The sequence below is a fragment of the Mesorhizobium erdmanii genome (assembly GCF_013170725.1).
Lineage (GTDB): Bacteria > Pseudomonadota > Alphaproteobacteria > Rhizobiales > Rhizobiaceae > Mesorhizobium > Mesorhizobium erdmanii.
In genome coordinates this window covers 3,745,450-3,766,922 of record NZ_CP033361.1, presented here as the reverse complement: position 1 = coordinate 3,766,922, position 21,473 = coordinate 3,745,450, and the positions used below count along the sequence as shown (strand labels likewise).

Annotated in this window: 17 protein-coding genes and 1 pseudogene; 4 read left to right on the top strand and 14 right to left on the bottom strand. The window is 62.9% G+C overall.

The annotated features are described in order from the left end of the window. Nucleotides 1-107: 107 nt before the first annotated feature. The 9 genes from EB233_RS18240 to EB233_RS18200 form a co-directional block, all read right to left on the bottom strand. A complete protein-coding gene (locus tag EB233_RS18240; protein ID WP_064988516.1) occupies nucleotides 108-1,175 on the bottom strand; it encodes an ABC transporter ATP-binding protein in 1,068 nt (355 codons plus the stop codon). A 4-nt stretch (nucleotides 1,176-1,179) separates the two neighbouring features. Further along, on the bottom strand, nucleotides 1,180-2,028 hold the full coding sequence (locus EB233_RS18235; RefSeq protein ID WP_064988515.1) for a carbohydrate ABC transporter permease: 849 nt from the start codon (nucleotides 2,026-2,028) through the stop codon (nucleotides 1,180-1,182). Continuing rightward, entirely contained in the window at nucleotides 2,028-2,951 is a 924-nt protein-coding gene (locus EB233_RS18230; RefSeq protein ID WP_027052040.1) for a carbohydrate ABC transporter permease, read from the bottom strand. Before EB233_RS18230 ends, EB233_RS18235 begins: the two co-directional genes overlap by 1 nt. A 227-nt stretch (nucleotides 2,952-3,178) precedes the next feature. Beyond that, a complete protein-coding gene (locus EB233_RS18225) occupies nucleotides 3,179-4,456 on the bottom strand; it encodes an ABC transporter substrate-binding protein (protein WP_064988514.1) in 1,278 nt (425 codons plus the stop codon). A 29-nt stretch (nucleotides 4,457-4,485) separates the two neighbouring features. Continuing rightward, nucleotides 4,486-5,673: a PLP-dependent transferase gene (locus EB233_RS18220; protein WP_064988513.1), complete on the bottom strand. Its 1,188-nt coding sequence runs from the start codon at nucleotides 5,671-5,673 to the stop codon at nucleotides 4,486-4,488. Beyond that, on the bottom strand, nucleotides 5,670-6,404 hold the full coding sequence (locus tag EB233_RS18215) for a FadR/GntR family transcriptional regulator (RefSeq protein WP_064988512.1): 735 nt from the start codon (nucleotides 6,402-6,404) through the stop codon (nucleotides 5,670-5,672). Before EB233_RS18215 ends, EB233_RS18220 begins: the two co-directional genes overlap by 4 nt. Before the next feature lie 139 nt (nucleotides 6,405-6,543). After that, nucleotides 6,544-8,064 (bottom strand): FAD-dependent monooxygenase, encoded by a 1,521-nt coding sequence (locus EB233_RS18210; RefSeq protein ID WP_064988511.1) that lies wholly within the window; start codon nucleotides 8,062-8,064, stop codon nucleotides 6,544-6,546. Nucleotides 8,065-8,595: 531 nt separating this feature from the next. Beyond that, nucleotides 8,596-9,969 (bottom strand): PleD family two-component system response regulator, encoded by a 1,374-nt coding sequence (locus EB233_RS18205; protein WP_064988510.1) that lies wholly within the window; start codon nucleotides 9,967-9,969, stop codon nucleotides 8,596-8,598. Between the two features lie 33 nt (nucleotides 9,970-10,002). Next, nucleotides 10,003-10,374 carry a response regulator gene (locus EB233_RS18200; protein ID WP_006334976.1) on the bottom strand — a complete coding sequence of 124 codons (372 nt, stop codon included), beginning with the start codon at nucleotides 10,372-10,374 and terminating at the stop codon, nucleotides 10,003-10,005. A 247-nt stretch (nucleotides 10,375-10,621) separates the two neighbouring features. On the opposite strand from EB233_RS18200, the gene EB233_RS18195 reads away from it, so the two are divergent. Both EB233_RS18195 and EB233_RS18190 read left to right on the top strand, forming a co-directional pair. Further along, nucleotides 10,622-10,921 carry a DUF3572 domain-containing protein gene (locus EB233_RS18195; RefSeq protein WP_027052046.1) on the top strand — a complete coding sequence of 100 codons (300 nt, stop codon included), beginning with the start codon at nucleotides 10,622-10,624 and terminating at the stop codon, nucleotides 10,919-10,921. Beyond that, nucleotides 10,918-11,571 carry a hypothetical protein gene (locus EB233_RS18190; RefSeq protein WP_064988509.1) on the top strand — a complete coding sequence of 218 codons (654 nt, stop codon included), beginning with the start codon at nucleotides 10,918-10,920 and terminating at the stop codon, nucleotides 11,569-11,571. The genes EB233_RS18195 and EB233_RS18190 overlap by 4 nt, the downstream gene beginning before the upstream one ends. A gap of 10 nt (nucleotides 11,572-11,581) precedes the next feature. Here the strand turns inward: EB233_RS18190 and EB233_RS18185 are convergent, their stop codons facing one another. Together EB233_RS18185 and EB233_RS18180 are read right to left on the bottom strand one after the other, a co-directional pair. Then, nucleotides 11,582-13,153 (bottom strand): hypothetical protein, encoded by a 1,572-nt coding sequence (locus EB233_RS18185; RefSeq protein ID WP_064988508.1) that lies wholly within the window; start codon nucleotides 13,151-13,153, stop codon nucleotides 11,582-11,584. An 85-nt stretch (nucleotides 13,154-13,238) separates the two neighbouring features. Then, complete coding sequence (locus EB233_RS18180) at nucleotides 13,239-13,826, bottom strand: GNAT family N-acetyltransferase (RefSeq protein WP_064988507.1); 588 nt, start codon at nucleotides 13,824-13,826, stop codon at nucleotides 13,239-13,241. Between the two features lie 66 nt (nucleotides 13,827-13,892). On the opposite strand from EB233_RS18180, the gene EB233_RS18175 reads away from it, so the two are divergent. Beyond that, nucleotides 13,893-15,221, top strand: a complete 1,329-nt coding sequence (locus EB233_RS18175; protein WP_064988506.1) for a DNA polymerase IV — start codon at nucleotides 13,893-13,895, stop codon at nucleotides 15,219-15,221. A 210-nt stretch (nucleotides 15,222-15,431) separates the two neighbouring features. Here the strand turns inward: EB233_RS18175 and EB233_RS18170 are convergent, their stop codons facing one another. Beyond that, nucleotides 15,432-15,938 (bottom strand): hypothetical protein, encoded by a 507-nt coding sequence (locus EB233_RS18170; protein WP_064988836.1) that lies wholly within the window; start codon nucleotides 15,936-15,938, stop codon nucleotides 15,432-15,434. Between the two features lie 192 nt (nucleotides 15,939-16,130). On the opposite strand from EB233_RS18170, the gene EB233_RS18165 reads away from it, so the two are divergent. Beyond that, nucleotides 16,131-17,012, top strand: coding sequence for a DMT family transporter (locus EB233_RS18165; RefSeq protein WP_064988505.1), 882 nt, complete (start codon nucleotides 16,131-16,133; stop codon nucleotides 17,010-17,012). A gap of 3 nt (nucleotides 17,013-17,015) precedes the next feature. Here the strand turns inward: EB233_RS18165 and EB233_RS18160 are convergent. Together EB233_RS18160 and dnaE are read right to left on the bottom strand one after the other, a co-directional pair. Continuing rightward, nucleotides 17,016-17,818, bottom strand: a pseudogene (locus EB233_RS18160) (ion channel). Between the two features lie 52 nt (nucleotides 17,819-17,870). Then, a complete protein-coding gene (gene dnaE / locus EB233_RS18155; protein WP_064988504.1) occupies nucleotides 17,871-21,398 on the bottom strand; it encodes a DNA polymerase III subunit alpha in 3,528 nt (1,175 codons plus the stop codon). Nucleotides 21,399-21,473 lie beyond the last annotated feature (75 nt).

Here is a 21,473-nt window from a genome sequence, read left to right as displayed (position 1 = left end):
AATGCCGAAACGCCGCCCCTCGGGCGGCGTTTTTGTTTGCAAGGCAGCTACTTCAGGCTGAACCCCTCAATCCCGGCTCGGTTTTCTTCAGCCCGGACTGAGGCTGCTCAACCGATTCGATCACCGCTTTTCGCATCGAAAAGATGTAGCGACGCGGGATCAGCCGCCAGACCCACAACATCGCCGGGCCTCACGCCGGCGCGGCCCATGGCAAAGACGCAAAGCTGCTGGCCGGCCAGTTTGACGTAGAACTGAGTCGAAAGGCCGAGCGGCTCGACCACACCCACCTCGCCCCGCAGCGCGCCGTCTTCGGCCAATCTTATATGCTCGGGCCGCAGACCGATTGTGATCGCATCGCCATCCCTAAGCGGCAGGTCGTCGGGCAGGCGCAGCGCCTGGCCATCGGCCAGCACCGCTTCCGATCCACTGCCCTTGCGAACCGTCGCCGGCAGGAAATTCATGCCCGGCGAGCCGATGAAGCCGGCGACGAACATGTTGGCCGGGCGGTCGTAGAGATCGAGCGGCGCGCCGACCTGCTGTATCAGCCCGTCATGCATGACGACGATCCGGTCGGCCATGGTCATCGCCTCGATCTGGTCGTGCGTGACGTAGACAGAGGTGGTTTTCAGCTGCTGGTGCAGCGCCTTGATCTCGGCGCGCATATGGACGCGCAACTTGGCGTCGAGGTTCGACAGCGGCTCGTCGAAGAGAAAAACCTTGGGATCACGCACGATGGCGCGGCCCATGGCGACACGCTGGCGCTGGCCCCCGGACAGCTGGCGTGGCAGGCGCTGAAGGTAGGTGTCCAAACCCAGCCGCTTGGCCGCGCCGTCGACCCTGGCGTCAATCGCCGGCTTCTCGGCTTTCCGCAGCATCAGGCTGAAGCCCATGTTCTTCGACACATCCATATGCGGATAAAGCGCATAGGACTGGAACACCATGGCGATGTCGCGGTCCTTGGGCGCCACGTCGTTGACCAGCCGTTCGCCGATGCGGATCTCGCCGCCGGAAGCTTCCTCCAGCCCGGCGATCATGCGCAAAAGCGTGGACTTGCCGCAGCCGGACGGGCCGACCAACACGACGAACTCGCCATCGGCGATCTCAAGGTCGACCGCATGCAGGACGCGGACGGCGCCATAATCCTTGCGGACCTTTTCGAGAGTGACAGAAGCCATCGATCTACCCTTTGACGGCGCCGGCGGTCAGGCCGGTGACGAGATAGCGTTGCAGGAAAGCGAAGAAGATGCAGACCGGGATCAGCGCCAGGATCGACGCCGCCATCATCTGTCCCCAGTCGACGGCGAACTTGCCGATGAACGTGAGCAGGCCGACAGCAAAGGTCTTCTGGCCATCGCTGGAAATCAGCATCAACGCGAACAAAAGCTCGCTCCAGGCGGCGGTGAAGACGAAGCCCAGGGTCGCGCCCATGCCGGGCAGCGTCAACGGCACGATCACGCGGCGCATCGCCTGCGCGCGGGTGCAGCCATCGATCATCGCCGCCTCCTCCAGATCCTTGGGGATGCCGTCGAAGAAGGACTGCATCAGGAAGGTGGCGAAGGCGGTGTTGAAGGCGGTGTAGATGATGATCAGCCCGGTCAGGCTGTTGATCAGGCCGATCTGCCCCATCACGCGGTAGATCGGCGGAATCACCATCACCAGCGGAAAGGTCTGGGTCAAAAGCAGCATCAGGGCCAGTGCCGCCTTGCCGCGAAAGGTGAATCGCGACATGGCGTAGCCGGCGAGCGTGGCAATGACCGTCACCAGTGCAGCTGTCGATACCGAGACGATGACGCTGTTGAGGAAATAGCGCGGGAAATCGGTGGCCTCGAGCACGGTGACGAAATTCTGCAATGTCATGCGCGACGGCCAGAAGGTGATGCCTTCGGAATAGAGAAGCCGCTCCGGCGTGACCGAAATCTTCAGCGTCCAGTAGATTGGGAACAGGGCGAAGACCAGATAGGCCGCGATCGCGGCATAGAGGCCGATGCCGCCGAAAAATCGTTGTGAAGTCGAGCGTCCCGCGATCATCAGACGTGCCTCACCAGGGAGCGGCGGATGGCGATCAGCGCGATCGCATAGGCAATCAGCAGGACAAGCAGCAGCACGGCGACCGCCGAGGCGTAGCCCTTGTCCAGTGACTTGAAAGCGCTGACATAGATGTAGACCGGCACCGTGTTGGTCGAGCCGGCCGGCCCACCCTCGGTCATGACGAAGATCAGGTCGGCGAAGGTGGCGATCCAGATGGTGCGCAGCATGACGGTGATGGCGATCGTCGGCGCCAGGAACGGCAGCGTCACCTTGGTGAAGCGCTGCCAGGGCGAAGCGCCGTCGATCGCCGCCGCCTCGTGCAGTTCGGACGGGATGGATTTCAGCGCCGCCAGAAGCGTGATGGCGAAGAACGGAATGCCGAACCAGACATTGGCGATGATCGGCCCCCACATCGCGGTGGCAGGATCGGAAAGCACATTGGTCGGCTCCGCCTTCAGACCCAATGCGAACAGCCAGTGCGGCAGCGGTCCGACGATCGGGTTGAACAGCCAGGCCCAGGTCAGGCCCGACAGGAAGGACGGCACGGCCCAGGGCAGGAACACCAGCGCCTGCACCACCTTGCGGCCCCAGAACGGCTTGTCGAGCAGCAGCGCCAGGCCAAGACCGAGAAAGAACTGGAAGAACAGGCTGGCGACCGTCCACCACAGCGTGTTGACCAATGCCTGCCCCAGCACTTGATCCGACAGCATCGCCTGGTACTGGCCAAGCCCGACATACTCCGACTTGAAAGCCGAGAATTTGCGGAAGGAGTAGCTGATGCCGATGACCAGCGGCACCAAAAGCACCACGATCAGCAGGATGATCGCCGGGCTGAGATAAAGCCAAGGCTCGAAATTGGCATAGGAGAGCCGCCTCTTTCGCGGCTGTCCTGCGGATCGAATTTCGGACACGGCATAGGTCATTGGCTGAGGAACGGCTCCCTGGAGCGGTGGCGGAGACAGTGTCCTTCGGCCCGTTCAACGGGCGGAAGGTGCCGGTTCACCCCTCCGTAGCAGCGGCGCAGCTGCTGCGAAGGAGGGCAGGCAGATGGGGGGCAGCGCGATCCTACAGAGGCATGGCGCCGCCCCTCATCCGTCACTTCGTGACACCTTCTCCCCATAAACGGGGAGAAGGACGAGGGCGCTGGCGCCTACTTCTTGTTCTTCGCCATCCAGTCCTGCTGTTCCTTGGTCAGGAAGGCAGCCCATTGGTCGGCGACGTCCTTGGCCGTCTTTTGGCCAAGCAGAACTTCCTGGAAGTTCTTGATCGCCACCTGGTCGACGAAATTGCCAAGGTTTTCCAAGTGCGTCGGCGGCGTCACCATTTCATATTTGGAGCTGTCGCTGAGCTCCGTGAACCAGCCCTTGAACTGCTCGGTCTTGAAATGCGGATCCTGGTCGGCGCCCTTGTGGATCGGGACGACGCCGACTTCCTTGGCCCATTCCAGATTGTCCTTGGGTGACAGCAACGTTGCCATCAGCTTCCAGGCATCGTCCTTGTGCTGCGAGTTGGCGAACATCGCCCAGCCGGCATAGCCGAGCGTCGGGTAGGATTTGCCGCTCGGTCCAACGGGCAGCGGCGCCACGGCGAAGTCGTCGGCACTCATCTTGTCGGCGATGCCGAGCAGCGCGTCGGGATCCTGGTTGAGCATGGCACAGGTGCCGGAATAGAAGCCGGTGACGGTTTCGTTGAAGCCCCAGCTCACGGCATCCTTCGGCGCCAGGCCGTCCTTGTACATGTCGGCCAGCATCTGCAGGCCCTTGACCGAGCCCTCGTCATTGATGGTCGAGGTGCCGTCCTCGTTGAAGTAGCCGCCCTTGCCCTGAGCGATGTTCATGAACATGTGCATGCCGTTGAAGGCACCGGGGCCGCCGCGCAAGCAATAGCCGTATTTACCCGGGATGGCCGAAATCTTCTTGGAGTCGGCGACGAACTCGTCGAGTGTCGCCGGCGGGCCGTCGAGGCCGGCTTGCTTGAACAGCTTCTTGTTCCAGAACAACGCGTTCACATAGTAGCCATAAGGGATCATGAACTGGGTGTTGTTGACGGTCGAGCCGAACTGTTTGGCGCGGTCGCCGAGCGTCTTGGCGTCGTCCCATTTGGCCATGTAGGGGCCGAGATCCTCGAGTTGGGCATTGTTGGCATAGAGGCCCATCCAGCGTTCCGGCATTTCCACCACGTCGGGCGTATCGCCGGCCTGCACCATGGTCAGGAACTTTTCGAACGCCTGGCCCCAGGGCAGCGAGATCAATTCGACCTTGATGCCGGGATTGGCGGTTTCGAATTCGGCGATCTGTTTTTTGAGGAATTCGGTGCGCGGCGGGCTGGTGATGACTTCGACCATTTTCAGGGTCGAATCGGCCAGCGCGCTCCCGGCGGAAATCGCCAGCCCCGCGACGGTGGCAAGCATGACGGTCAGTTTCTTCATGTTCAAGACTCCCATTTTGAACCCGCTTGTTATTTTCTGGCTTTTTCGAAGGCCTGGGCGATGTCGGCCCAGAGGTCTTCGACACTTTCCAATCCGACATTGAAGCGGATGGTTCGGGGGCTGACGCCGAAGCGCGCCATCGAATTCAGGCCCGGCGTCTGCTCCAGCGACGCCTTGGCCGGCACGACCAGGCTCTCATGCCCGCCCCAGCTGACGCCGATGCGGAAATATTTGAGCGCGTCGACGAAGACCGGGATGTCGATGTCGTCCGTCACCTCGAAGGAGAACAGGCCGGCATAGCCTGCCAACGTCGCCTTGCCCGGATGGTTCGAATAGACGGGATGGTTGACCCGCTCAACATTGGCATGCGCCTTCAGCCGTTCGGCAATGGTAAGCCCGCTCTTCATGTGGTGCGGCAGGCGCAGCGGCAGCGTGCGCAGGCCGCGCAGCAGCAGCCAGGCCTCGAACGGCGACAGCTTGCCGCCGAGGTAGGAATAGGTCTGTTCGTTGATCTGCTTGATGTGCGCGGCCGAGCCCGCCACCACGCCGGCGACCGTGTCGCTGTGGCCGCCGAGATATTTCGAGGCCGAGTGCAGCACAAGGTCGACGCCATGCGAGATCGGCTTCTGGAACACCGGCGAGGCCCAGGAATTGTCGATCGTGGTGACGATGCCCTGCTCTTTCGCCAACCGCGCCAGATGCGCGATGTCCTGGAGCTCGAACATCATCGAGGTCGGGCTTTCCAGGTAGAGCAGCTTGGCGCCGGGAAGTGCCGCCGCCACCGCATCCGGGTCGGAACCGTCGACATAATCGACCTTGATGTTGAGCCGAGGCAAAAGCCGCTCGAACAGCCGGTAGGCATCGCCATAGCAGTTGCGCACGGCCACGATGCGCTCGCCCGCTCCGACGAAGGCAAGCACGGTCGCGCTGATTGCCGCCATGCCGCTGGAGAAGCCCCGCGCCGCTTGCGCGCCCTCGAGCGCGGCGACGCGCGCTTCGAACTCCATCACTGTCGGATTGTCGCCGCGCGAATAGATCGGCTGTTTTCGTTTGCCGGCAAAGGTGTCGGCCATTTCGGCATAGTTGGCGAAGGTGAACAGCGACGTCTGGTAGATCGGCGGCACCACCGCGCCGCCTGGAAACGGTTCGTCATGCGCCAGGACCGTCGCCGCCTCGGCGAGATAGTCGTGATCGAAACCGGTCGGATGCTCGTTCATGTCTGGCTCGAAAGTTTGAGTTTGGCCGCACCGCGCTTCAAATCGTCCTCGACGGTGGCGATCAGCTTGAGCGCCTCGGCGCGGGCGCCATGCGGATCGCGCGCCGCGATGCACTGGTAGATGGTGCGGTGGTAGGGAAAGCTGGCATGGCCGAAGTCGCGCACGCCGAGGGGGTGCTCCCAGAAGCGGTGGAACAGTTCGTGCATCGCGGCGATGATCTGCTCGAACAGCGGATTGCCGGAGACCCGGTAGATCGCCTGGTGAAATTCCCAGTCTTCTTCCGAAGACATGCCGTCGCGGGTGCGGAACGCCTGTTCCATGATATCGAGCTTGCGCTCGATCTCGGCAATGTCGGCCGGGCTGGCGCGCTCGGCGCAAAGGGCCGCGGCCTCCGCTTCCAGCGCGCGCCGGATTTCAAGCGTGTGCATGAGCGAGGTGAAATCATTACCGCCGGCCAGCGTCAGCGGCATGTGCAACATGCCGGGTGACACAGCCGCCTTGAGATAGGTGCCGCTGCCTTGCCGGCGCTCGACGAGACCGAGCCCCTCCCAGCGCGTCAGCGCCTCGCGCACCGTATTGCGACTGACCTTCAGCCGCTCGGCCAGAATACGCTCGGTCGGAAGCCGCTCGCCGGGCCGCAGGGCCTCGGCGCGAACAAAGCCCACCAAAGCCTTCAGCACGGCGTCATCGCGCGCCGTCGTCTGAATGGGTGGCAGGCTGTTCTGGTCCACATCCCCTCCCCGAAGCGATGCACAAGTGGTCCAATGGTCCAACCAATTCTGCATAGATGAAACCTCCTGTCAATCCGTTGTCAGGAGGACTGCGAGCTTTGCCTCGTCGCAAGCTGTCAAGCGATCGGTCTTCAAGAGGTCAAGTGTGCTCACCTGCACTAACCTGCTGACCAGCAGGCTGCCCGAACCAGGTGGTCAGGGCCTCAGCCAGCCCCTCTTGGGTTCCCACCCCAACCCAAGCCACATAGCCATCGGGCCGGACCAGGACGGCGTCGGGCGCGGTGACCGTCCCGAGGGCCGGAAGCTCCCAGGCACCGGCATACCCGACGTCGATTTGCCAGACCCGATCCGCCCAATACGCGATGTCCAGTCTGTCCGGTTCGCCGAAGTTGAGAAGCAACGGCCGCGCGTCATGCAGCAAGCTGAAGACCCGTAACGGTCCATTGGTGGTGATCAGATCAAGATCGGGCATTCGCCGCCCAAGCAGCTTGTGCCCTTCGCCGAGATCGTACTGAACGCCCAGACCGGACATCTCCGCGGCGATCCGTTTGCGCGGCTCTTCCATGCCAAGCAGCTCGGTAAAGACGTCGCCCAACGCCTTTGTGCGGTCATCCGTACGACGAAGCGCGACCTGTGCCATCGTGTTGCGCAGGACGCGTGCGGCAACCGGGTGGCGCTCGGCGTGGTAGCTGTCGAGCAAGCTTTCCGGCGAGGTCCGCTTGACCACCTGGGCCAGCTTCCAACCCAGATTGACCGCGTCCTGCACGCCGATATTGAGCCCCTGTCCGCCCATCGGCGGATGGATATGCGCTGCGTCGCCGGCCAGCAGGACGCGTCTGTCGCGGTAAGTGGCGGCCTGCCGTGTGATGTCGGTGAAACGGGAAATCCAGGTCGGGCTGTGGACCCCGAAGTCGGTGCCATAGACAGCGACAAGCGCTTCACGGAGATCGCGCAGCGTCGGTTCGCCGCCTATGGTCAGTTGCCTCTCGGTCAGCACGACGCTCACCCGGTCGCTTCCCTCGATCTTGCCCACCGCGTGAAATCCGTAAGCATCGCTGCGAAAGCCCAATGCCGGTTCCCTGGACATTTCGACCTCGGCGATCATCCAGCTCATCGTCGGATCCCATCCGGCGAACGCGATGCCTGCCGCCTTGCGGATCGTGCTGCGTCCTCCGTCGCAGCCGACGAGGTATTGCGCCCTCAGCCGTTGGCCTCCGCACAAATCCAGGTCGACACCGTGATCATCCTGCGCGAAGTCGGTGACCTCCCGTCCGCGATGGATGGGCACCCCCAACTCGTTGACCCAGTCGGCCAATATCCGTTCGATATGGTTTTGTCGCAGCGCCAGCAGATAGCTGTGCCGGCTGGGAAAGTCGCCGATGTCCAAACGGATCATATGGAAGCCGACGGTCGGGAAGCGCTGCCCCTGCGACAGGAACCGCTCGGCAATTCCGCGCTGATCGAGAACCTCGATGGTGCGGGCGTGCAGGCCACCCGCGCGCAAGCCGATCAGTTGCTGATCGGGACGTCGCTCGACAATGGCGACATCGATCCCCGCCAACGCGAGTTCACCCGCCAGCATCAACCCCGTCGGACCACCTCCCGCGATCACCACCGCATGATCCCGACGCATTCCATCCACAGGCGGCACCACACCCATTCTCGTCACTCCCTTTCGCTGGCCAATTCAGGCTCGCGGTTTTACGGGAGCAGGCGGGTCTTGCCGCAAGCCCCTTGTGCGCCATATGTACGAAGTGGAGAGGGTGCTCTCCTGCCCTTGACGAACGACAACCAAACGACGGTCCGCGGTTGCGCAGCCGCAATGACGCCACCTTTGCCCAGGAACCGTTTTCCAGATTTTGCCGCGCACGAAAAAAGCCCCTTTCGGGGCTTTTGCGGAACCTTGAGATAAAGGGGGCCGGTCGGCGTTTGGCAGCGGTACGAGGAGGCCACTATGTGCCAGCGCCGGCCGGCCGACCCCACGGACCCAGGAGATGCGGCGGACCTGAGCATCATGGGGTATTTCAGGGACCGAGCCGGCTATCTACCCTCGTGCCGGCTTCGTCTTGGCTTTCACATTTGCGCAAGAGCTCAAGAAAATCAACAGTTTCTTAACCAAGGCTCGCGAATCGCTTGGGTTAAGGTAAATGGCTAACCCTACCGGGTTGACGGGATATCCGGGCCTGGACGCCTATGCTGCCTTGGCAACCACGCGGTTGCGGCCGCCGCTCTTGGCTTCATAGAGCGCGAGATCGGCGCGCTTCATCATGGCCGCCACCGTATCCACGCCCTTCAGCACAGATGACACGCCGACGCTGACGGTGACCTCGATCGTCTTGCCTTCGGCGCCGATGGCGAACGGCTGTTGGGCGATTTCTGCCCGGATGCGTTCGGCCACTTTCTCGGCCACGGCGCCATCGGTGTCCGGCATGACGACGACGAACTCCTCGCCGCCGAACCGGCAGGCAAGGTCGATACCCCTGACATTCTTGCGCAGCCGCCGCGCGAATTCCCGCAGCACCTCGTCGCCGCCATCATGGCCATGCGCGTCATTGATCGACTTGAAGCGATCGAGATCGGTGATCATCACCGATAGCGGCCGGCGCCGCGCCACGGCGCGGTCGAACAACGTCTGCAGATGGCTGTCGAGATAGCGGCGGTTATGCAGCCCGGTCAGGCCGTCGGTAACCGCCATCTCGATGGTCTGGGTCACACTTGCGCGCAATTGGTCGTTATACCGCTTGCGGCGCACCTGGGTGCGCAGCCGGGCCGTCAGCTCCTGCTGGTCGATCGGTCGCATCAGATAGTCGTTGATGCCGAGCTCGAGGCCACGGATGATGCGCTCCTCCTCGCCCTCCTCCGCCAACAGGATGATCGGCACGAAACGGGTGCGGTCGAGCGAGCGCAATTGCGAGCAAAGCCGGAGCGGATCAAAGTTCGCGAAGGCCGTCGAGATCATCACGCATTCATAGGACGTCTCGGCCGCCTGGAAGAAACCGGCATGCGGATCGCTGGTGACGTCGAGGTCGGCACGGTCGCGCAGCATCTTCTGGATCCGCTCGACCGACGATTTGCGCTCGTCGATCAACAGCACTTTCGGCGTCGTGTCCTCGGACGCGAAATTGCGGCTGAGCAGTTCCTCAATGCCGATATTGCGTGTCGTCGAGGCGCGCAGCCTGAGCTCGTCGGTGAGAGATTTCAGCCGCACCAGGCTCTTGACCCGCGTCATCAGTTGCAGGTCGTTGACCGGCTTGGTCAGGAAATCGTCGGCGCCGGCTTCCAACCCGCGCACGCGGTCGGACACCTGGTCGAGCGCGGTGATCATCACCACCGGGATATGCGACGTGGCCGGATCGCTCTTCAGCCGCCGGCAGACATCGAACCCGTCCATGTCCGGCATCATCACGTCGAGCAGCACGACATCGACCTTGCCGTTCTCGCAGGTCTCGATCGCGTCGGGCCCGTTGGTGGCGGTCAGCACCTCGAAATATTCGGCCAGAAGCCGAACCTCCAGCAGCCTCACATTGGCAGGGATGTCGTCGACGACGAGGATCCGCGCAGTCATTTCACAAGGCTCCGGCTCGGTTGGAAGGGCACATCAGGCATCGCCCAGATAGGATTTGATGGTTTCGATGAAACGCGGCACCGAGATCGGCTTCGAAATATAGGCCTCGCAGCCGCCCTGGCGGATGCGTTCCTCGTCGCCCTTCATGGCAAAGGCAGTCACCGCGATGACCGGGATGACGTGCAAATCGTCATCTTCCTTCAGCCATTTGGTCACCTCCAGCCCCGACACTTCGGGCAACTGGATGTCCATCAGGATGAGATCGGGCCGGTGCTGACGCGCTAGGTCGAGCGCCTCCAGACCGTTGCGGGTGCGCACCGTCTCGTAGCCGCTCGCTTCGATGAGGTCCCGAAAGAGCTTCATGTTGAGCTCATTGTCCTCGACGATCATGACCTTCTTAGGCATCGACATCCCGTCCCGGCCGTCCCTCCGCTCGAAGGCGGCCGTCATGCGCTCGTCCTTGAACGCACCAAACCCTGCTTCACTATACGGCAATATGATTGACGAAACGGAAACCTTCGGGCTGCAAAGCAGCGCGAGTTCCACCTCGCCCGCCAGCGCGTCCAAACGGCGCGCTGCACTGTAAAGGCTTGCCGCGGGCAAATCTTGCCATTACTGCGGAAGAGACTCATTCCACATGCCGAAGGTAGTGATGGCAAACGCGGCGTCAATGCGCGAAGAGGCGGAAACCATTGCCGTAAAGGCGCTGGGCTTCGTCGCCTCCGATCCAGAACTGTTGCCGCGCTTTCTGGCGATCACCGGAATAGAGGCGCATTCGATCCGCAAGGCCGCCGGCGAGCCGGGTTTCTTGGCCGGCGTGCTGCAGTTCATTCTCGCCCATGAGCCGACGCTGATGCGCTTCGCCGAGGAGACCGGCACTCCGCCGGCCGCCGTCGGCAAGGCGTTGCGCGCACTGCCGCTCGGCGATGACAACCATGAGCATTCCATATGAGCGATGATCCGGAAACCGCGCGCCAGATCGAGGAACTTTCGGCCGACGACCGGCCGCTGCTCGTGCTCGACGTCGACGACGTCGTGCTCGAGTTCATCCGCCCCTTCCCGCATTTCCTCAAATCGCGCGGCTACGGGCTGACACTGGCCTCCTTCCGGCTGACTGGCAACATTGCCGAAACGGCCAGCGGCCGGTTGATCGAACAGCCCGAAGTCACGGCACTCCTTGGCGATTTCTTCGACGCGCAAGCCGATTGGCAAAGCGTCACCGACGGCGCCGCGGATGCCCTGGCAAGGCTTGGAGACCGCGCCGAAATCATATTGCTGACGGCCATGCCGCACCGCCATCGCGCCGTGCGCCGCGCCCATCTCGATGGGCTGGGGCTGAACTATCCGCTGCTGACCACCGAAATGGCCAAGGGACCGGCGGTGGCCAGGCTGCGCGGCAACAAGGGCAGGCCGGTGGTCTTCGTCGATGATCAGCCGCACAATTTGGCGTCGGTGCGGGAATCGGTCGCCGACGCCAGCCTTGTCCACTTGATGGCCGACAATGCGCTGCGCGCGTTCCTGCCGCCGGTCCCGGACGAGGTCATCGTCGTCCAGGACTGGCACGAAGCCGCGCCAAAGATCGCGGGCGCGCTGGGGCTGTAGAGCCGAACCCTCAAGGGTTCAGCTTCGCGCCGGCCCCGCCATTGTCGCCGCCGCCACTGTCGGCGCCACCGCCATTATCGCCGCCGCTGCTATCGGCCGCGCCGTCACCGTTGTCGACGCCATCGCCCGCCGCCGGATCGGCGGGCTTCAGCATGACGCCGTTGACGGTGACCGAGCCGTCGGCCTTGGTGTTGACGACCCATTCCAGCCGGCCATCCGGCAGCGTTTTGGCAAAACCCTTCACCATCAGGGCGGCAGGCACGTACTGCCCCACCTCTGGCTCCGACTTTGCCGCGTCCTGCAGATGCGTCATGATCTTGTCGAAACCGGCGACATCGACAGTGAGATTTGCGTCGGGCTTCTCACCGAAGCTTGTCATCTCGCCTTCCAGCGCGATCTCCAGGTCCTTGTTCTTCACCGTGCTGTGGCCGATGACGACCTTCGGCGCCTTGGCCAGGAAATCGGCTTTGAGCTGGTCGCCGAACTCGGGTGACAGCGGCGGATCCTGATTGAGATCAAAGGCTTCGATCGCCTTCTTCGCCATGCTGTCGAGATCGATATTGGCGCCGCCGAAGTTCAGGTCTATGTCTGTGGGCAAGAGCGCCACGCTCCAGCTAGGCAAAAGCTGCTGCGGCACGGTCAGCCCCGAGGCCTTGATGCCGTAGGTGACCTTGCCGTTCTGCGAAACGCCGTCGCTGCCGAACGCGGTGCTGAGCTGCGTCGCCCCGAAAGTGCCGATCGGGCTGTCGACCGCGAAATCCTTGAAGCCATAGTTGCCGTCGATGCGCTCCCACACCGGAAGTGCTGCGAGCAGAAGCGACTTCAGCTGCGCCTGGTTCGCCTTCAGCGTCTTCTCGTCCTCGTTGGCCACGGCGAATGCCAAGAGGTCGAGCAGCGGCCTCGTCTGCACGCCCTTGCCGCTGGCTTCCACCGACAATTCCGGCGACTTCACGGTGACTGGAAAATTTAGCCCCTTCTCGGGATCATTGAACTTTATCGTCTCGACGAAATTCGAGATCTTCTGCGACGTCGTGAAATCGACACCGCCATTGGCGGCCTTGGTGCCGGTAATGGTCGCGGTGCCCGCGCCAGTGCTGGCTTCCGTCTGCTGCTTGGCATCCTTCGATGCCATGGTCATGCCAGCCAATGAACTGGCGCCGCTGATGAAGGCGGCAAGCGCGGGGTCGTAGACGCCGGAACCCTTGCCATCCTTGATCGAAAACTGCGTGCTTTGCAGCCCCTCGGGTCCGTTGAACTCGAAGGACGCGCTCTGCGAAAAGTCCATCGACACATTCCAGGTGCCGTCGCTGCGCGGCTTGACCAGCAGGGCGTAGGGCGCGAAGTCGAATTTCACCTGCCCCTGCTTCGGCAGAATCTCCGCCAGTGCCTTGAAATCAAAAAGAATCTTGTAGGCATCGCCTTCAACCGAAACCTTCAGGATACCCTTGTCGAGCGCCTGTTTGCCGACATAACGGGACAGGTCATCGGACAATTGCTTGGCACCCCGGCTATCGACGGTCTGGCCGAAAGCAGGCGCGCAGAACAGAAGCGCGGTAAAGGCAACTGGCAACATACGGTTCACGGGAATTCTCCGTTGGGTCGAAAGGCAAAAATCAATTTCGTACTTCTGGTAGGAAAATACCATCACAACTGCAAGATGATGACAGTCACGCAATCGGCCTCAGCACCAGCCGCATCAGCGGGCGGCCTGCCTTGCGCTCCACCAGCCGCTCGAAACCGGCCTTCTCGAAAACCCCCGACGAGCCGACGAACAGGCCGATCGAGCGTGAATCGCGCGACAGGTCGATCGGGCAGGCCTCGACAAGCCGTGCTCCGTTGCTGCGGGCGAAATCGATGCCGCCTTCGACGAGGCGATGCGTGATGCCGCGGCCCCGAGCCTTGGCGCGGATGAAGAAGCAGGAAATCGCCCAGACGGCCGGATCGGAAGCATCGGCGGGATCGACAGGCGCCGAGCCCCGGCCCTTGTTGTTCCATTCGGGCACGTCGGCGCGCGGCCCGATCTGCATCCAGCCGACCGCCTTGCCATCCTCGAAGGCCAACAGACCCGGCGGCGGGCCGGCTTCGATGCGCGCCTTGATATGGTCCTTGTTACGCTCGCGGCTGCTCTCACGCCGCGCTACCGGCGCCAGCCGGAAATGCGTGCACCAGCAGCCGTAACAGGCGCCTTGCTTGCCGAAAAGGTCCTCGAAATCCGGCCACAGCTCAGGCGCCAGCGGTACTATGGTCGTGCTCATGCGGTTCTCCCCAGGCCAAGCTTGTCGCTGGCCTTGCACTGTCGTACCATTGCTTTTGTTCTCTTTATGTTCGCAGCGATGGCGGCCCCTGTCAACAATCCCGAACACGGTTTTTGCCGTGACTGCCTTACCTTTCAGCGCAGTGAGACGCGCCGCTGCGAGCGCTGTGGCAGCCCTCGCCTTGCCCGTCATCCTGAGTTGTACCGGCTGCATCTGGCCCATATCGATTGCGATGCCTTTTACGCGGCGATCGAAAAGCGCGACAATCCGGCGCTCAAGGACAAGCCGCTGATCATCGGCGGCGGCAAGCGCGGGGTCGTCTCCACCGCCTGTTACATCGCCCGCATCCGGGGCGTGCGCTCCGCCATGCCGATGTTCAAGGCGCTCGAGGCTTGCCCGGAGGCGGTCGTGATCCCGCCCAACATGGAAAAATATGTGCGTGTCGGCCGCGAGGTGCGCGCCATGATGCAAGCGCTGACGCCGCTGGTCGAGCCGCTGTCGATCGACGAGGCGTTTCTCGACCTCGCCGGCACCGAACGGTTGCACGGCCTGCCGCCGGCCGTGGTGCTGGCGCGCTTTGCGCTGGCGGTGGAGAAGGAAATCGGTATCACCGTTTCATCAGGCCTCTCCTACTGCAAGTTCCTCGCCAAGATAGCGTCCGATTTCCGCAAGCCACGCGGCTTTTCGGTCATCGGCGAAGCCGAGGCGGTCGGCTTCCTGGCGGAGCAGCCGGTGACGATGATCTGGGGTGTCGGCAAGGCGTTCAACGCCACGCTGGAACGCGACGGTATCCGCAGCATCGGCCAGCTTCAGAAGATGGAGCGTGGCGACCTGATGCGCCGCTATGGCACGATGGGCGATCGGCTCTACCGGCTTTCGCGCGGCGAGGACGTCCGCCGCGTCGACCCCGACCAGGACGCCAAGAGCGTATCGGCCGAAACCACCTTCGACACCGACATCGCGTCGCTGGAAGAGCTGGTCTCTGTCCTGAGAGGTCTTTCCGAAAAGGTTTCGGCGCGGTTGAAAAAGTCAGGCATCGCCGGACGCACCGTGGTGCTGAAACTGAAGACACAGGATTTCAAGCTGCGCACCCGCAACCGCCAGCTCGGCGACCCGACAAGGCTCGCGGACCGCATCTTTCAGACCGGGGTGGAGCTTCTTCGCAAGGAAACCGACGGAACGAAATTTCGATTGCTCGGCATCGGCGTCAGTGACCTCTCGGATGACGACAAGGCCGACCCGCCGGATCTGGTCGACGTCCAGTCGCGCAAGCGCGCCATGGCCGAAGGCGCCATCGATGCACTGCGCGACAAGTTCGGCCGCAAGGCGGTGGAAACCGGCTACACGTTCGGCAGGGGCCGCGATGCCCACCCGCCGGAGCCGCTGGAGGACTGACACCGGGTGTGTTGAGATTCAGGTCAGGCCGAATCGAGAATGATGGTTTTCGAGAACCGGCCTTCGCCGGCCGTAGCCTTCATAGAGCGGAGGCCCTTATGGGGCTTCGGCCGGCGAAGGCCGGAGCGGAGCGTATTTGAAGTACGTGAGCACCGGACGCGCAGGAAACCATCGTTCGCAGGTCGGCCTCACCGAAGATCGACACATCCGTCAGGTCCGCGTCAGATCGATCCTGCTCGTCACCACGTTCTTGCCGGTCATCGGATCGGTGTCGATGACCGTCAGCCGGATGCCGTTCTCGCCTCTCTTCTCTACCGTCATCCGCGCCTTCCGATCGCCGTTGACATCCTTCGCCCAGCGTATGCCGAGGTTGATGGCATTGCCCGACCGGCTGCCGTTGAGCTGCGCCGGACCGGTGCGTGATCCCACATAGACGCCGCTGTATTTCGCACCAGTGACCTTCAAGTTGGCGCTGATGGCCCGCGTCACCAGCACGAGACCGCGGCAGTTGCCATCCAGCGAGAGCGAGGTTGAGGTCGCGTTCGACTTGAAGCTGCAAGACACGCTGACGTTCGGCACATCCGTGGTTACCTGGACAGTGCCCTTGCCTGCGAAATTGCCCTTGAACGACTGCAGGAACCTGGTCTCGTCGGCATGTGCCGAGCCCGCCGCGACCAATAAACAGCCTGCAAGCGCAAATGGCGCAAATGATCTCATCGAAGTCTCCTTGTCGGTGCTGGAATGCAAGACGCCCTGCGAAGCACGGCTGAATAGCGGGACTCAACGCCTCTTGCCGTATCAGGTTCCGCCAGCAACGTGACTGTTTCGTAACGCCGTCGCCACAACTGGCCCAGAAGAATACATGAGCTAGCAATTGCGGCAAAAGCCTCGGCCTGCGAGATAAAGACCATGGCACCCACCCCCTCTATTCCCAAGGCAGCCTTCTGGATGGCGCTGTCGATCGCGTCGTTCCTGGCGATGTCGGTCGCCGGCCGCGCCACCACGGCCGAGCTCAATGTCTTCCAGGTGCTGGAACTGCGCTCGGTGATCGGCTTCTTTATCCTCTTGCCGCTGGTGCTGAAGAGCGGCGGCTTTGCGGCGATGCGCACGCAGCGTCCCCTCGCCCATATCGCCCGTAACGTCATCCACTATACGGGGCAGGCCGCATGGCTCTACGCGCTCACCTTGATTCCACTGGCCGTGTTGATTTCGATCGAGTTCACGACGCCAATCTGGACAGCGATCCTGGCGGTGACGTTTCTCGGCGAAAGGCTGAGCCGGCCGAAACTGGCGGCGGTCGTGCTTGGCCTGATCGGCGTCGTCGTCATCGTACGCCCGGGCGTCGGTTCGGTCGATCCGGGACATCTGATCGTGCTGGGCGCCGCGGTCTGCTTCGGCATTTCGGTGGTCCTGGTCAAATCGCTGACGCGTACGGACAGCGTCGTGCGCATCATCTTCTGGATGCTGATCACCCAGTCGGTCGTCGGCCTCGTTCCAGCCCTTTATGAATGGCGCAATCCACCGCTGGAGCTGTGGCCATGGATCGTGCTGATCGCCTTCACCGGCATGTCGTCGCATTTCTGCATGGCCCGCGCGCTCACCTATGCCGACGCGACGGTCATTTCGCCGATGGATTTCCTGCGGGTGCCATTGTCGGCGCTGGTCGGCTGGCTGCTTTATCAGGAACAGATCGACGCCTTCACCGCCGGCGGCGCGCTGCTCATCCTGATGGGCAACCTGCTCAACCTGCAGCGCAAGCCGGCACAGCCAGCTGAAGTGGCTGCATCGTAACGGTCAGATCCCGTCATCCGGTATGTTGAGAACGTGCCCGCAGGCCTTGCAGTGCACCGCATCCGGCTCATGCCGCTGCAGCCCGCATTGGGGACAAGGGAAAAACACCTTGGCCGGCCTGAAGATCGCCTGCGCCAGCCTGACGAACAGCGATATGCCGATGATCATGGTGACGATCGCCGTCAGCTTGCCGGCGATGCCAGGCAGCACGATGTCGCCGAAGCCGGTCGTCGTCACCGTGGCGACGGTGAAGTAAAGCGCGTCGACATAGTTTTCCAGCCCGCGCCGTTGCGGAAGAAGAACGTGTAGACGAAGCCGGTAATGACGAAGAGGAACGTCAAAAGGTTGATGACGGCATGGCTCGCCTCGCGCCAGGGCCTGAGGCCACGCATCTCGAAATGCCGCCAGATCGAACCGCTGCGCGACAGCGACCATAGCCGCAGGATGCGCAAAAAGCCGAGATTGGCGAGCGCTGTTGGCATCAGCAGCGTCAACAGGATGAAGACATCCACCCAGGAGGTCGGCTGCTTCATCAGGCGCAGCATGTCATTGGAGGCCAGCAGCCTGGCAAAGAGATCGGCACCGACGAGAACCGCCACCGCATAGTCCAGCCACAGGAACGAAGCCGATTGCTGGATCACCGGTGTCGCGATGAAGAAAGCGATGATGGCCAGATCGATGACGATTGCCACAACCTGAAACCGAAAGGCCGCCGGCGTGCGCCCGTGGTAGAGCCGGCGCAACTTGTCACGCACCCGCGCCACTGCGGACCTGCCCTGCGGTACGCCCTTCCGCGCGACCTTCATGCCGATCGCGATGACATGGGACAAAGACGCCGGAACCTGCCAAGGGCGGCGATCACACCAATTCCACTTCGACCACGCCGGGCACTGCGCGCATCGCCGAGGCGATCTGCGGCGAGACGCGGAAGCCACCCTGCAGGGCGATCTCGACCTCGCCCTGCGCCTCTTCCTTGATCACGATAATGCTCACTTGGCTTTCGCCGCGCTGGGTGAGCTGGGCTTGGATCATCGAGGCAGGCCCCTCGTTCCTGACGAAGATGCGCAACGCCTTCTGGATGCGGCTTGCCTCGTCTTCCAGCGATTGCACGGAATTGATGCGCAAATTGACGCCCTCGGGCCTGTCCTCCGCCGCGACCGTGATGACGACGGAGCGGCCGGCCTCCAGGAGGTCACGGTACTGGGCCAATGCTTCCGAAAACAGCACCGCCTCGTACTGGCCGGACGTGTCGGAAAAGGCCACAACGCCCATCTTGTTGCCGGTGCGCGTCTTGCGCTCCTGCTTGCTGGTCACCGTGCCGGCAAGGCGGCCGGCGGAAGCGCCGCGTTTGACGGCGGCCGAGAATTCGCCCCAGTTCTGCACGCGCATCTTCTGCAGGGCCGCCTTGTATTCGTCGAGCGGATGGGCAGAGAGATAGAAGCCGACGACCTGGAATTCGCGGTGCAGCCGGTCCGCGGCGAGCCAAGGATCTGTCACCGGCAGGTTGAGCGCCTGCGACTGTGCGCCGAGCGAGGCGCCGAAAATGTCGGCCTGGCCGGAAACCGCGTTCTGCTGGGCCAGCGATGCCAGCCCCATCATCCGTTCGACGCCGGCCATCATCTGGGCGCGGTCGTGGCCGAAACAGTCGAGCGCGCCAGCCATGATCAGGCTTTCGAAGACACGCTTGCCGACGATCTTGGGATCGACCCGCTCGCAGAAATCGGCAAGGTTCTTGAACGGCTTTTCGCCCCGTACCGCAACGATATGCTCGACCGCCGCGTCGCCGACGCCCTTGAGCGCGGCCATCGAATAATAGATGCGGTTCTCACCGACCTCAAAAGGCCGAAAACTGGTCATCACCGACGGCGCCAGAACCTCGATGCCAAGGCGTAGCGCGTCCTGCCGGAAGTCGGCGAGCTTGTCGGTGTTGCCCATGTCGAGCGTCATCGAGGCGGCGAGGAACTCGACCGGATAATGCGCCTTGAGATAGGCGGTCTGGTAGGAGACGACGGCGTAGGCTGCGGCGTGCGATTTGTTGAAACCATAGTCGGCGAACTTGGCCAGCAGGTCGAAAATGAAGTCGGCTTGCGGCTTGCTGACGCCACGCTCCACCGCACCGGTAACGAACCGCTCGCGCTGCTTGTCCATTTCGGCGCGGATCTTCTTGCCCATGGCGCGGCGCAGAAGGTCGGCTTCGCCGAGCGAATAGCCGGACAGTTCCTGCGCGATCTGCATCACCTGTTCCTGGTAGACGATGACGCCCTGCGTCTCCTTCACCAGATGGTCGATCTTGGGATGGATCGAGGCCATCTCCTCCTCGCCATGCTTTCTGGCGTTGTAGGTCGGGATGTTCTCCATCGGGCCCGGCCGATAGAGCGCGACCAGCGCGATGATGTCCTCGATGCAGTCGGGCCGCATGCCGATCAGCGCCTTGCGCATGCCGGCACTTTCCACCTGGAACACGCCGACCACTTCGCCGCGCGACAGCATGGCGTAAGTGTCTGGATCGTCGAGCGGGATCGTTGCCAGATCGATGTCGATGCCTCGCCGGCGGATCAGCTTCACCGCCGTCTCCAGGACTGTCAGCGTCTTCAGGCCGAGGAAGTCGAACTTCACCAGCCCAGCCTGCTCGACATATTTCATGTTGAACTGGGTGACCGGCATGTCCGAGCGCGGATCGCGGTACATCGGCACCAATTCCGACAGCGGCCGGTCGCCGATGACGATGCCGGCGGCGTGCGTCGAGGCGTGGCGGTAAAGGCCTTCCAGCTTCTGCGCCATGTCGAGCAGCGTCTGGACGATCGGCTCCTTCTCGGCCTCCTCGGCAAAGCGCGGTTCGTTGGCGATGGCATCGGCGAGCTTCACCGGATTGGCCGGGTTCTGCGGCACCATCTTCGACAGCTTGTCGACCTGGCCGTAGGGCATCTGCAGAACGCGGCCCACGTCGCGCAGCACGGCGCGAGCCTGCAGCGTACCGAAGGTGATGATCTGGCCGACCTGGTCGCGGCCGTACTTCTGCTGCACGTAGCGGATCACCTCTTCACGGCGATCCTGGCAGAAGTCGATGTCGAAGTCGGGCATCGACACGCGGTCGGGATTGAGGAAGCGCTCGAACAGCAGCGAGAAGCGCAGCGGATCGATATCGGTGATGGTCGTCGAATAGGCGACAAGCGATCCGGCGCCCGAACCACGGCCCGGCCCGACCGGAATGCCTTGTGCCTTGGCCCATTTGATGAAGTCGGCAACGATCAGGAAGTAGCCTGGAAATTTCATCTTCTCGATGATGCCGAGCTCGAATTCGAGCCGCTCGCGATATTGCTCAACCGTATAGCCCGGCGTCGGTCCGTGCAGGGCAAGCCGAGCGTCGAGCCCCTCGCGCGCCTGGCGGGCGAGTTCGGCGGCCTCGGCCTTTTCCGCCGCGTCCTTGTCGGAGGCATCGCCGCCGGTGAAACGCGGCAGGATCGGGCTGCGGTTCTTTGGATAGTAGGAGCAGCGTAAAGCGATCTCGACGGTGTTGTCGATCGCTTCCGGCAGGTCGGCGAACAGCTTTGCCATATCGGCCTGGCTGCGCAGGAAATTGTCCGGCGACAATCGGCGGCGGGTGTCGACGGCGACGACGGAGCCCTCGGCAATGGCGATCAGCGCGTCATGCGCCTCGTAATCGTCGCGCGAGGAAAAAAACGCCTCATTGGTGGCGACCAACGGCAGTTCGTGCGCGTAGGCGAGATCGATCGTCTGATGTTCGACGACCCGGTCATAGCCCGCGACCCGGTCCAACTCGACATAGAGCCGGTCGCCGAACAGTGCTTTGAGCGTCAATAGCCGCGCCTCGGCCAGATCGCGGCGATCCTCCTTCAAGGCGTTGCCGATCGGCCCGCGTGGTCCGCCGCTGAGGCAGATCAACCCATCGGTCTGTCCATTCAGCGTCTCGGTGGTCAGGTGCACCGCCTCGCCCGGCGGTGTTTCCAGATAGACGCCGCTGACCAGCCGGACCAGGTTGGAATAGCCGGTTTCTGTTGCCGCGATCAGCACGACCGGCCGCATCTCCGGCCCTTGCCGCCGGCGGTCGCGTTGGCCGTCGCTGTTTTCACCGGAAAAGGCGAGCGCGATCTGGCAGCCGATGATGGGCTGGATGCCGTCCTTGACCGCCTTCTGCGCGAACTCCAAGGCACCGAACAGATTGTTGGTGTCGGTGACGGCGATGGCCGGTGCCTCGTCCTTCACGGCGTGGCCGACGATCTTGCCGAGCTGGAGGGCCCCCTCGAGCAGAGAATAGGCCGAATGCACGCGCAGATGCACGAACGGCCGCGCCGGCACCTCCGGACGCGCCGCCGCGATCGCGGCTTCGCGCTTCAGGGGATCGCGTGGAAGTCTGTCATCCGCCATGGTTTCTCGCGCTGCCTGAGGGCTTTGAGTCGATGCAGATGTATTGTCCGGGACCGGGCAATGCCAGTCCAGCAC

What these genes read in the sequence shown, in the direction of transcription:
- EB233_RS18240 (WP_064988516.1), bottom strand. Translation starts at nt 1,175, where the DNA reads ATGGCTTCTGTCACTCTCGAAAAGGTCCGCAAGGATTATGGCGCCGTC.
- EB233_RS18235 (WP_064988515.1), bottom strand. Translation starts at nt 2,028, where the DNA reads ATGATCGCGGGACGCTCGACTTCACAACGATTTTTCGGCGGCATCGGC.
- EB233_RS18230 (WP_027052040.1), bottom strand. Translation starts at nt 2,951, where the DNA reads ATGACCTATGCCGTGTCCGAAATTCGATCCGCAGGACAGCCGCGAAAG.
- EB233_RS18225 (WP_064988514.1), bottom strand. Translation starts at nt 4,456, where the DNA reads ATGAAGAAACTGACCGTCATGCTTGCCACCGTCGCGGGGCTGGCGATT.
- EB233_RS18220 (WP_064988513.1), bottom strand. Translation starts at nt 5,673, where the DNA reads ATGAACGAGCATCCGACCGGTTTCGATCACGACTATCTCGCCGAGGCG.
- EB233_RS18210 (WP_064988511.1), bottom strand. Translation starts at nt 8,064, where the DNA reads ATGGGTGTGGTGCCGCCTGTGGATGGAATGCGTCGGGATCATGCGGTG.
- EB233_RS18205 (WP_064988510.1), bottom strand. Translation starts at nt 9,969, where the DNA reads ATGACTGCGCGGATCCTCGTCGTCGACGACATCCCTGCCAATGTGAGG.
- EB233_RS18200 (WP_006334976.1), bottom strand. Translation starts at nt 10,374, where the DNA reads ATGCCTAAGAAGGTCATGATCGTCGAGGACAATGAGCTCAACATGAAG.
- EB233_RS18195 (WP_027052046.1), top strand. Translation starts at nt 10,622, where the DNA reads ATGGCAAACGCGGCGTCAATGCGCGAAGAGGCGGAAACCATTGCCGTA.
- EB233_RS18190 (WP_064988509.1), top strand. Translation starts at nt 10,918, where the DNA reads ATGAGCGATGATCCGGAAACCGCGCGCCAGATCGAGGAACTTTCGGCC.
- EB233_RS18180 (WP_064988507.1), bottom strand. Translation starts at nt 13,826, where the DNA reads ATGAGCACGACCATAGTACCGCTGGCGCCTGAGCTGTGGCCGGATTTC.
- EB233_RS18175 (WP_064988506.1), top strand. Translation starts at nt 13,893, where the DNA reads ATGTTCGCAGCGATGGCGGCCCCTGTCAACAATCCCGAACACGGTTTT.
- EB233_RS18170 (WP_064988836.1), bottom strand. Translation starts at nt 15,938, where the DNA reads ATGAGATCATTTGCGCCATTTGCGCTTGCAGGCTGTTTATTGGTCGCG.
- EB233_RS18165 (WP_064988505.1), top strand. Translation starts at nt 16,131, where the DNA reads ATGGCACCCACCCCCTCTATTCCCAAGGCAGCCTTCTGGATGGCGCTG.
- dnaE (WP_064988504.1), bottom strand. Translation starts at nt 21,398, where the DNA reads ATGGCGGATGACAGACTTCCACGCGATCCCCTGAAGCGCGAAGCCGCG.